Raw genomic sequence first — 8,854 nt, 5'->3', positions numbered from 1 at the left:
TGGCGCAGCAGCGCGACGATCTCGGCGCGCGCGGCGGCCACCCCGGTGTTGCGGCCGGCCGACAGTCCGCGGGGGCCCGCGTTCGCCAGCACCCGCACCCCGTCCGCCGCCGCGAAGGCGGCACTCAGCCGCGTCCGCAGCGCCTCGTTGTGGTCCACCACGACCAGTGTCTCCAGCGGGGCGGGAGACTGCCCGCGCACCGAGTCGACCGCCGCGAGGATGTCGGCCCAGCGCTCCTCGGTGTAGACGCAGACCACCACGGAGAACGCGCGTCGGCCCGCGGTCACGGGGCCTCCCCGAGCGGTGCCTCGCCGAGCGCCGGGGAACCGAGCTGTGCCGGGGCGAGTGCGGACAGGCCGAGGGGGAGCTTTCCGGCCGGTGCCCTGCCGAACGCGTCCGGGCGCCCCGTCCAGCGGCGGCCCGAGCGCGGTACCCCCTTCTCCTTGAAGATCACCCTGAGCACTCTGAGCCCGTCCCTGACCGCGCTCAGGTTGGAGACGCCGTGGATGCGGTCGTACTCGTGGCTCGGTATCTCCTGCACCTTGAGGCCCGCCTTGACGACCCGGATGTTCATCAGGGTCTCCACCTCGAAGCCGGTGCAGTCCAGTGTGATCGCGTCCAGGCTGTGGCGCCAGAACGCGTTGTAGCCGTAGCAGAGGTCGGTGTATCTCGCGCCGAACTTGGCGTTCACCGCGGCGCACAGGACGCGGTTGCCGAGCTTGCGGACGAACGTCATGTCGTCCGTGCCACCGCCGTTGGCGAAGCGCGAGCCCTTCGCGAAGTCCGCGCCGGACACGAGCGCCGAGACGTAGCTGACGATCTCCTGGCCGTCGGCGGAGCCGTCCGCGTCGACCATCACGATGATGTCGCCGGTGCATGCCGCGAAGCCGCTGATCAGGGCGTCCCCCTTGCCCTTGCCCCGCTGCCCGACGACCTTCACGTCCGGTCTGAGCCGTCTCGCGACCGCGACCGTGTCGTCCGTGGAATTGCCGTCGACGAGGACCACTTCGTGAATCCAGTCGGGCAGTGTCTTGAATACGTAGGGAAGGTTCTCCGCCTCGTTCATGGCCGGTATGACCACGCTGACCGGCGGTGCGATCGCGAGATGGGGCGAGATCGGCTGGTACTCCCCGGCGCCCGGGCGGGGTGAGGTTAACCGATCGGTGCCCGTAACGGCCGGTCGCAGAATGGAGCTCACGTTTCATTCCCTCTCGTCCGGCGGACCGCCCGCCCCCGGGCGGTCCGGCTGAGTTTCCGGTTCGAAAGGGGGGTGTTCAGCCAGGGCATGCGGAAGCGAGCTCCGAGCACCCTGCTGAGCTGGTAAAACTGGCCGTGCGCGGCACGCGACCCGGCACTGCCCCGCGGTCGGCGGAAACCGGTCGCGGACACCGGGCACGGCACCCCCCTACCGCGCCCCGCTCGATCCCTCCGGCGTCCGAGCCCTCCCCTTTGGCCGGTGTACATCAAGGATCGTTGCGGGTGGATGTATGACGGTATTGACGAAAGGGACTGTATGGCAAGACCCGGAGGACGGCTTGCCTTTTCCGTACATTGGCTGTTCTTCGTCGGTCGATTCTGTAAAGGAACCGTCTAGTTCTGACGCGCTTTTCGTCCCGCGCTTTTCTTCCGTCCCATCAGCCCCAAGGGCCCCAGTGTTTCCGCGGAATGACGGAACATCCGGTATTCACGGTACGGGAGCGTCCCCGTTCGGCGGCCGGTCGACGGACCGCCATTCATCTGTCATGTCCACTTCCGGCGAAGTGGGTCTGCTGGTACGACAGTTGACGGCGGCACACCGCTGAGCGGCGACCAGAACTGCTATGGGAGGTTCCATGAAACTGCCCCGTACCACGCCCCGTTCCACGCGGTCCAGACTTGTGGCGCTCGCGTCCACGCTGGCCGTCGGCCTGGCCCTCACCCTGTCCGGAGCGGCGGCGGCCCAGGCCGCACCCGCCGCGGGCACCGACTATGTCGCGCTCGGCGACTCCTACTCCTCCGGCGTCGGCTCCGGCGACTACGACAGCGCGAGCGGCGACTGCAAGCGCAGCCCCCACGCCTACCCCGCCCTGTGGGCCGCCGCGCACGCCCCCGCCAGCTTCACCTCCACCGCCTGCTCCGGCGCTCGTACGGGTGATGTCGTATCCAGCCAGCTCACGCCGCTGAGCTCCGCCACCGACCTGGTCTCGATCAGCATCGGCGGCAACGACGCCGGATTCTCCGACGTCATGACGACATGTGTCCTCCAGTCGGAGTCGACCTGCCTCAGCCGCATCGCCACCGCCAATACCTATGTCGACAACACGCTTCCCGGCGCACTCGACACCGTCTACAACGACATCCACGCCAAGGCGCCCAACGCTCACGTCGTCGTCCTCGGCTACCCCCGCTTCTACGAGCTGAACGGCTCGTGCGTGGTGGGGCTCAGCGAGGCCGAGCGGTCCGCCATCGACAGCGCCGCCGACCACATCAACGCCGTGACCGCCAAGCGCGCGGCCGACCACGGCTTCACCTTCGCCGACGTCACCCAGGCGTTCACGGGCCACGAGATCTGCTCCTCGGGCACCTCATGGCTGCACAGCGTGAACGTCCTCGACATCGAGGAGTCCTACCACCCGACGGCGGCCGGCCAGTCCGGCGGATACCTGCCGGTCTTCACCGCAGCGGCCTCCTGACCGGCGTTCGCGACGGGCGCGGGACCGCCCTTCCGGGGGCGATCTCGCGCGTAACGCCATGAACCAGACATCCCGCCTGGGAGTTGGCGGTCGAACTGTCCAACTCGCCCCGAAAGATGCGGAACAGGGCGACCGCCGACGCAACTCGTACGGGTGTGCTTGATGCTGGAGACGGGATACACGGGTGTCATGGCGTAGCGATAGGGTTAATGTGCCCGGGGCCGGGCCCAGTCGTACGGGTGGGGAGTGACATGAAGCAGATAACGGCGCACAGCAGGGCGCGAGTCCCTGCGATCACGTGCGGGACGGGCGCGAGCAGTTCGCGTCTCGACCGCCATCTGGCGGTGCTCGGCGGTCCCGCCGTGCCCCAGCGGGAGGCGGTGGAGGCGACGCTGCTGATGCGCGAGCTCACCTCGCACGACCAGACGCGCACCCGTCAGCGCAAGAGCTCCAGGGTGTCGCTCTTCGCGCCCCTGCGGCGGCTGCGCCGCTCCCTGTTCGGCAACCGCGACTGAGCCGACCGCCCGCGGGCCCGTCGCCATCGGCGGTCCCGCCGGGCGCCACCCGCCGTGGGCGCCGGTTCCGCCGCGCTCGTCGCACCCGTACCCGTACCTCGTCGTCGTCCGCATCCGTACCTGCTCCGTACCGGGTTCCCGGCCGTCCCGTACGCGCTCGTACCCTGCCACCGCGCGTCCGGGCAGCCCCGGGTCCGTACGCGTACCAGCCGCAAGCTCCCGCACCGTTCGGGCCGCGCCCCCGGCCGCCGCGGCCTTGAAGGTCCCCGTGAGGGGCCGGCCCGGCTCCTGACCGCTCAGAGCAGCGCGAACTGCCCCTCCGGGCCCTCCTCGTGGTGGTCGAGCACCGACGCGGGACGCCGTGCCGCCGCCGGCACCGGAAGGACGCCCGCGCTCCGCAGCGCCGCCCGGTCGAGGACCTCACCCGCCCGCGCCGCGTCCGCGCACGCGGCGCGCAGCGCCTCCTGCCGGGGCGCGAGCGCCGACAGCAGCGCGAGGACCGCGATCAGTTCGAGCAGCTCCGACGTCCAGGCCTGCGGCCAGGCCCCGGGGCCGACCGCGTCCAGCGTCCCGGCCTCCGCCCGCGCCGTACGCCGGTCGAACCACGCCTCCAGCATCCGCACGCCGCCCACCCGGTACGCCCACGCGCCCTCCGGCACGGGAGAGATCCGGCCCGCGCCGCCCAGACGCAGCGTCTCGTCCTCCGGCGTGTACGCCAGGGTCTCGGGCCGCGCGGGCAGCGCCGCCCGTACGTAGGGCCGTCTGCCGCCCGGCAGCCTCGGCCGCTCGCCGCCGCGCGCGCCGCGCGACTGGACGCGTACCAGCTCGCCGCCGAGCGCCACGCCCTCGGCCCACAGCGCCGGGTCGGCGGGCAGCGGCACGGCACAGCCGCCCGGGGCCGCGAGCGCCGCCGCGGCGATCCAGGCCAGCACCGCGTCCGCGTCGACGGCATGCCCGTACCGGGAGCCGAGCAGGGAGGTGAGCCCCGGCGCCAGGTTCGGTTCAGCGGCGCCGGGCCTGCGGTACAGCGGCCGGATGCGGCCGGGGCGGCCCGCGGGAGAGCGGCCGTCGGGCAGCGGCGCGGACACCAGCAGGGCGGGTCCTCCGGCGCCGGGCACGTACCCCTGCTCCACGGCGAAGAGCTGCCGCTCGTCGGCGACGCGCCACAGCTCCGGGCGGGCCACGTCGATCAGCCGGTGGTCGGGGATCAGCCACTGCTCGTCGAACGGGCCGTGGGCGATCCGCACCGGTGGAGGGCAGGGCCCGTCCTCCCGGATGAAGCGCGCGGTGCCCGTCGCGCCGCCGGGCAGCGCGGCCACGGCCGTGTGCTGGGTGCGGGCCCGGCTCGGCGCGAACAGCGCGTCGCGCTCGGCGCCCTCGGCCGCCACGAGCCGGTCCCAGCGGGCCGCGAGCGAGGCCGCGTCGGGGGCCAGGACCCAGGTCCTGCCGAGCCGCAGCGGACCCACCGACCAGGGCATGAGATCGGCGAGCAGCGGAGTCCCGGCGGGCGTGGCGGTCGTCTCGGCCACCCCGAACCTCCTCCTCGTAACGTCCCCGGCGCGTCGGGCGCCTCCCCCGAAAAGCCTAACGACCCGCCCGCCGCGCCGTCGCGGGCCGTGCGGCAGCCGCATCCCGCCACGGCCCGTCCCCGGCTCCGTTCACCGGCCGTCCCCGGGCCGATCACTCCTTTACGGTCATGCCTTGACGGTCACGCCTCCACGGTCACCGAGAACGCGAACCGGTCGCCGCGGTAGCGAATCCGGGCCACGTCGACCACCGTGCCCCGCTCGTCGTACGTCACGCCGGTGTAGTGCAGGATCGGGCTCAGCAGCGGCACGTCGAGCAGCTCCGCCGTCGCCGGGTCCGCCAGCGTGGCCCGCACGGTGTCGGTGATCCGGGCGATCGCGACGCCCGCCAGGTCCCGCAGCACCTTGGTCATGGGAGCCTCGGCCAGGGCCGCGACGTCGATGCGCGCCGCCGCGTCCGGACGGACCGCGTTCTGGGCCCAGCTCACGGGTTCACCGCTCTCCCGGTCCCTGCGCAGCCGGGTGTACGAGGTGATCTCGGCCAGATCTGGAAAGTATTCGGCCAACTCGCCGGTGACTTTCTCGGGCCCGTGGCCGAGGACCGTCGTCAGGTCCCCCGACTGCTGCGCGACCACCGCGTCCACGGAGCCGAGCAGGCGGCGCGGGGCGCTGCGGCGCGTGCCGGGCTCGATGAACGTGCCGTGCCGCCGGTGCCGGCTGATGAGCCCCTCGTCCACCAGCTCGCCGAGGGCCTGGCGCATGGTCAGGACGCCGACGCCGTAGTGCTCGGCGAGCCGTTCCTCGGTCGGCAGCCGCAGCGGGTCGTCGGGGTGGCGGCCCAGTATGGAGGCCCGCAGGGACTGGGACACCTGGTACCAGAGCGGCAGTTTGCGGTTGAGCACGAGCGGTTCGGGCGAGAAGGCGGCCGGGCCGCCACGGCGCTGCCCGCCCGGCTCCGGTCCCGCCGCCTCCCGGCCCCGCTGCCCCGGCGCACCCGGGCGCGCCGCACTCCTGTCCCGGCCGCTCATGCCCGGAAGTTGCGTTCGAGTCCCCGCCAGACGCGGTCGTAGTCCCGCTGGAGCGCGGGCGTGGCCGTGGCCTGGGCCGTCACGGTCACCGGCCACCGGGTCTCGAACATGAACGCGAGGCCGTCGTCGACCTTCTGCGGCGCCAACTCGGCCGTGCTGGCCCGCTCGTACGTCGCACGGTCCGGGCCGTGGGCCGACATCATGTTGTGCAGCGAGCCGCCGCCCGGCACGAACCCGCCCTCGCCCGCCCGCTTCGCGTCGTACGCGCCTTCGATCAGGCCCATGTACTCGCTCATCACATTGCGGTGGAAGTACGGCGGCCTGAACGTGTCCTCGCCCACCAGCCAGCGCGGCGCGAACACCACGAAGTCCACACCGGCGAGCCCCGGTGTGTCGGACGGCGAGGTGAGCACCGTGAAGATCGACGGGTCCGGATGGTCGTAGCTGACCGACCCGATGACATTGAAGCGCCGCAGGTCGTAGACGTAGGGCAGATGGTTGCCGTGCCACGCGACCACGTCGAGCGGCGAGTGGTCCAGGGCCGTGGCCCAGAGGTTCCCGCAGAACTTGTGCACCACGCTCACCGGGCGCTCCCCGGACTCGTACGCGGCCACCGGCGCCCTGAAATCCCGGGCGTTCGCCAGGCCGTTGGCGCCGATCGGGCCCAGCTCGGGCAGCTCGAAGGGGCGGCCGTAGTTCTCGCAGACGTACCCGCGGACCGTGCCGTCCAGGGGGTCGGCGCTGAACCGTACGCCGCGCGGGATCAGCGCCACCTCGCCGGGGTGTGCCGCAAGCAGCCCGAACTCGGTGCGCAGCAGCAGCCCGCCCTCCTGCGGCACGATCAGCAGTTCGCCGTCCGCGTTTCCGAACACCCGTTCTTCCATGGGCGCGTTGGCGGCGTACAGATGAATCGCCATACCGACTCGCTGCGTCGCGTCACCGTTGCCGCCCAGCGTCCACAACCCGGCGAGGAAGTCGGTGCCGGGCGCCGGGTCGGGCAGCGGGTCCCAGCGCAGCCGGTTGGGGTCGGGCGCCGTCTCGGTGAACGGGGCGCCGCGCAGCGATCCGTTGTCGATCCTGGTGTACGCGGGGTGCGCGGCGGACGGCCGGACGCGATAGAGCCAGGAGCGGCGGTTGTGCGCCCGCGGCTCGGTGAAGGCCGTGCCGCTCAACTGCTCCGCGTACAGGCCGAGGGGCGCGCGCTGGGGGGAGTTGCGTCCGACGGGCAGGGCCCCGGGGACCGCTTCGGAACTGTGCTCATTGCCGAAACCGGTGAGGAAGTCGAGCCCGGTCGCGGCCTTCCTGGCCCGCTGGAGCGCGTCGCCCGCCCGGCCGCCGCTTCCGCGGCCTCCGTCTGTCCCGCCGGCCCCGCCGACGCCGCTGGTGCCGCTCATCGCCACTCCCTCGTGAGGATCGTCCGGTCCACTCGCCAATCCTATGGTTCACCGGAGGATTGCGCCCGTCAACGCCTTCCGGTTTCCTGTGGTGTCCGCGCGTCGCCCGCACAACGCCGGATGAACGCGTCATGATCCGGGTGGAATTGGGTCTAGGCGCGAAAAATCACCGTCGTTAGTTTGTTTCCTGGCGGCACGCGCTTCGCTCACACGTCCGGCCGCAGCCCTCGCTCCGGAGAGGATGTCGATGAAGGCACACGACGGTATGTACATCGGTGGGGAGTGGCGGCCCGCCCTGGCCGCGGACACGATAGCCGTGGTCAACCCGGCCGACGAGCGCATCATCGCGGAGGTCCCCGCCGGTGGCGCGGAGGATGTCGACGCCGCGGTACGGGCCGCGCGCGCCGCGCTGCGCGGCTGGTCGGCCACCCCGCCCGCCGAGCGCGGCGCCTTTCTCGGCGCCCTGCACGACGCCATGGCCGAGCGCGCCGACGAGATCGCCCAGATGCTCGTCGCCGAACTCGGCGCCCCCGCGGCCTTCGCCGCGGGAGCGCAGACGAAGGTGCCGATCGACGCGCTCGCAGGCTACGCGGAACTCGCCGCGACCTACTCGTTCGAGGAGCGGATCGCCAACTCCGCGGTGCTGCTGGAACCCATCGGTGTGGTCGCCGCGATCACACCCTGGAACTACCCCGTCGGCATGATGATCAGCAAGGTGGCGCCCGCCCTGGTGGCGGGCTGCACGGTCGTACTCAAGCCCGCCGAGGACACACCGCTGACCGCGCAGCTGTTCGCGGAGTGTGTGGACGCGGCGGAACTGCCCGCCGGTGTCGTCAACGTGGTGACCGGGTACGGGCACGTCGCCGGCCAGGCCCTGGCGGAACACGAGGGCATCGACCACATCTCGTTCACCGGCTCCACGGCCGTCGGCCGGCGGATCGGCGCGCTCGCGGGCGGCGCGGTCAAGAGCGTCTCGCTGGAACTCGGCGGAAAGTCCGCCAACGTGATCCTGCCCGGCGCCGACCTGCCCCGTGCGGTCGCCGCCGGCGTCGGCCATGTGATGGCCAACTCCGGCCAGACCTGCTACGCGTGGACCCGGATGCTGGTCCACAGGGACCAGTACGAGGAGGCCGTCGAGCTGGCCCGGGTGGCCCTGGCCGCGTACGCCGTCGGCGACCCGGCCGCCGACGGCACCCGGGTCGGCCCGGTCGTCAGCGCCAAGCAGGCCGAGCGCGTGCGGAGTTACATAGCCCGGGGCGTCGAGGAGGGCGCGCGGCTCGTCGCGGGCGGCACGGAAGCACCGCGCCCCCGTGGCTACTTCGTGGCACCGACGCTGTTCGCCGACGTCACCACCGACATGACCATCGCCCAGGAGGAGATCTTCGGCCCCGTTCTGGTCGTACTCAAGTACGAGGACGAGGAGGACGCCGTGCGGATCGCCAATGACACCGTCTACGGGCTGCACGGCGGAGTGTGGGCGGCCACCGAGGAGGAGGCGGTGGCGTTCGCCCGCCGGATGGACGCCGGACGTGTCGACATCAACGGCGGGGAGTTCAACACACTCGCGCCCTTCGGCGGCTACAAGCAGTCCGGGGTGGGCCGCGAGATGGGCACGTACGGACTGTACGAGTACCTGCAGACCAAGTCGCTCCAGCTCTGAGCCCCGCCCCGGCCCCCCATACCCCCCCAGCCCAAATTACGACGACCTGCCGAGGCCCG

At 72.2% G+C, this 8,854-nt stretch carries 8 protein-coding genes; 3 read left to right on the top strand and 5 right to left on the bottom strand.

What is annotated here, in order from left to right; all coding sequences use genetic code 11:
• Both LCE31_RS12660 and LCE31_RS12655 read right to left on the bottom strand, forming a co-directional pair.
• A partial coding sequence (locus LCE31_RS12660) for a glycosyltransferase family 2 protein (protein WP_225014310.1) occupies positions 1–287 on the bottom strand: 287 nt, incomplete at its 3' end.
• Entirely contained in the window at positions 284–1,198 is a 915-nt protein-coding gene (locus LCE31_RS12655; protein WP_225014309.1) for a glycosyltransferase family 2 protein, read from the bottom strand. The genes LCE31_RS12660 and LCE31_RS12655, both read right to left, overlap by 4 nt.
• A gap of 634 nt (positions 1,199–1,832) precedes the next feature.
• On the opposite strand from LCE31_RS12655, the gene LCE31_RS12650 reads away from it, so the two are divergent.
• Both LCE31_RS12650 and LCE31_RS12645 read left to right on the top strand, forming a co-directional pair.
• Positions 1,833–2,672, top strand: a complete 840-nt coding sequence (locus LCE31_RS12650; RefSeq protein WP_225014308.1) for an SGNH/GDSL hydrolase family protein — start codon at positions 1,833–1,835, stop codon at positions 2,670–2,672.
• Positions 2,673–2,923: 251 nt separating this feature from the next.
• Positions 2,924–3,187: a hypothetical protein gene (locus LCE31_RS12645; protein ID WP_225014307.1), complete on the top strand. Its 264-nt coding sequence runs from the start codon at positions 2,924–2,926 to the stop codon at positions 3,185–3,187.
• Between the two features lie 296 nt (positions 3,188–3,483).
• Here LCE31_RS12645 and LCE31_RS12640 read toward each other — a convergent pair whose 3' ends face one another.
• The 3 genes from LCE31_RS12640 to hmgA form a co-directional block, all read right to left on the bottom strand.
• Complete coding sequence (locus LCE31_RS12640) at positions 3,484–4,665, bottom strand: type ISP restriction/modification enzyme (RefSeq protein WP_225014311.1); 1,182 nt, start codon at positions 4,663–4,665, stop codon at positions 3,484–3,486.
• A 230-nt stretch (positions 4,666–4,895) separates the two neighbouring features.
• The gene (locus LCE31_RS12635) at positions 4,896–5,741 is read right to left on the bottom strand and encodes a GntR family transcriptional regulator (protein WP_225014306.1); all 846 of its coding nucleotides are present in this window, start codon (positions 5,739–5,741) and stop codon (positions 4,896–4,898) included.
• The gene (gene hmgA / locus LCE31_RS12630; RefSeq protein ID WP_225014305.1) at positions 5,738–7,135 is read right to left on the bottom strand and encodes a homogentisate 1,2-dioxygenase; all 1,398 of its coding nucleotides are present in this window, start codon (positions 7,133–7,135) and stop codon (positions 5,738–5,740) included. Before hmgA ends, LCE31_RS12635 begins: the two co-directional genes overlap by 4 nt.
• Positions 7,136–7,382: 247 nt before the next feature.
• Between hmgA and LCE31_RS12625 the strand changes: the two genes are divergently transcribed.
• Positions 7,383–8,795: an aldehyde dehydrogenase family protein gene (locus tag LCE31_RS12625; RefSeq protein ID WP_225014304.1), complete on the top strand. Its 1,413-nt coding sequence runs from the start codon at positions 7,383–7,385 to the stop codon at positions 8,793–8,795.
• Positions 8,796–8,854 lie beyond the last annotated feature (59 nt).

It is taken from the genome of Streptomyces sp. 8L, assembly GCF_020176795.1.
GTDB lineage: Bacteria > Actinomycetota > Actinomycetes > Streptomycetales > Streptomycetaceae > Streptomyces.
Note: the sequence above shows the minus strand (reverse complement) of the source record. Positions and strands in the feature narration are given on the sequence as shown.